This window comes from Xanthobacter sp. BG11Y11_SDJG (assembly GCF_057364445.1).
The window spans coordinates 1-1,389 of the sequence record NZ_JBNFNU010000656.1 but is presented as its reverse complement, the minus strand read 5'-3'; the positions used below and the strand labels follow the sequence as shown (position 1 = coordinate 1,389).

The window sequence follows — 1,389 nt, the reverse complement described above, 5'->3', positions numbered from 1 at the left end:
GGCGCCCCGACGCGGGGGGTGCCGCGGCAGCGTTCGGGGCCCAGGCGGGCGCCGACACCTTATCCCCTCCCTTGCGTGCGGGCGCGGCGGGCCCATATGCAGCTTCGGGCCTCGAAGGAGGGGCTTTACGCGCTATGGTCTACATTCTCGCCGCTCTGCTTCCGCCGCTCGGCCTGCTGGTGAACGGGCAGCCCATCTCGGCGCTGGTGAACCTGGTCATGATCGTGCCGTGCATCCTGCTCGGCCTGATCTTTCCCCTGTTCTTCCTGGTGCCGTCGGCCCATGCGGTCATCGCCGTGCACATGAAGCGCAGCGACCGCCGCCAGCGGGAGATCGTCGACGCCATCGAGCGCCACGGTCCGCCGCCTCCGGGCTGGCGTCCCTGACGGGCGCGGCGTCCTGAAGGGCCTTTGACAGGCCCTTCGAATGGTGGACACGGGTCAAGGCGCGCTCCCGGACGGAGCGCGCCTTTTGCGCCGCCTCAGAAGAAGCGGCGGCCGGCCTCGCGGTCGTCCTCGGCCGCAGGCGCGGCCTCGCGCAGGCGGATCGTGGTTTCCTCGCGCCGCACGAAGTCGGCGAAGGCCTCGAGCGGGTCCGGCTCCTCGCGGCGGGCTCGGCGCGCAAGGCGACCGGCTCCGGCGCCGCGGTGGGGCGCAGGTCGCGCTCCTCGTCGTCCACCGGGATGGCGCGCGAGGAATCGGTGGTGCGGGTCGCCTTGGCGTCCAGCCACGGCAGCGGATAGGGCGAGGCGATGTAGGCGACGCCGTCATCCTGCTCCCAGGCGACCATGTAGACGGCCTCGTCCGCCGGCATGCCCGGCAGCGAGAACATCTGCGGCATCTCGCGCGCCCGTCCGCTCCAGCCCAGGGTATGGGCCAGCTGGAAGGCCTCGTCGAGGAAGGCGCTCACCGCCGCAAGGCGGTCCGCCCGCAGGCCCTGAAGAAAATCCACGTCCAGAAGGTGGCGCAGATAGGCCTCCACGCTGTCCCCCGCAGCCCACTGGGCTCCGGTGGCGAACTGGTAGACATAGACGCGCGGGCTCTCCATTACGCTACTCCGGCTGTTCGACGCGAGATCGCTTGACACCGGCAACGGCCCCCGAGGCGGCACGTTCCCGTCTTTGCGGTCAGGCCCTTTATATTTCAATGCGGCTGGTTAAGACAGTGTGCGCAGCCCGGCACCCGGTCCCGGCCGGCGGCCGCATGCGGGACTTAACGGTAGGGCATTGCTTTTCAAAGGCTTATGGCGGCGTCGCCGGCAGTCATGGTTAACCGTCGGTGAATGCGGTGCGGTATGATGCGGCGCTGGCGTCCGTCATCGGCTCACGCGAGCGGCTGCGCCTGCCGCAAAATCGCCTCCGCGGCGGGGGTCGTCCGGCCGCGTCCGCCG

At 70.3% G+C, this 1,389-nt stretch carries 2 protein-coding genes; one reads left to right on the top strand and one right to left on the bottom strand.

Features of this window, described 5'->3' with window-relative positions; translation table 11 throughout:
* Nucleotides 1-134 precede the first annotated feature (134 nt).
* Nucleotides 135-386, top strand: coding sequence for a hypothetical protein (locus AC2W7M_RS25490; RefSeq protein WP_486135895.1), 252 nt, complete (start codon nt 135-137; stop codon nt 384-386).
* On the opposite strand, the gene AC2W7M_RS25485 is transcribed toward AC2W7M_RS25490, so the two are convergent.
* Nucleotides 289-1,047, bottom strand: coding sequence for a hypothetical protein (locus tag AC2W7M_RS25485; RefSeq protein WP_486135894.1), 759 nt, complete (start codon nt 1,045-1,047; stop codon nt 289-291). The genes AC2W7M_RS25490 and AC2W7M_RS25485 overlap by 98 nt on opposite strands.
* Between the last annotated feature and the right edge of the window lie 342 nt (nt 1,048-1,389).

Coding starts and splice junctions, on each gene's coding strand:
- AC2W7M_RS25490 (WP_486135895.1), top strand. CDS start 135: ATGGTCTACATTCTCGCCGCTCTGCTTCCGCCGCTCGGCCTGCTGGTG.
- AC2W7M_RS25485 (WP_486135894.1), bottom strand. CDS start 1,047: ATGGAGAGCCCGCGCGTCTATGTCTACCAGTTCGCCACCGGAGCCCAG.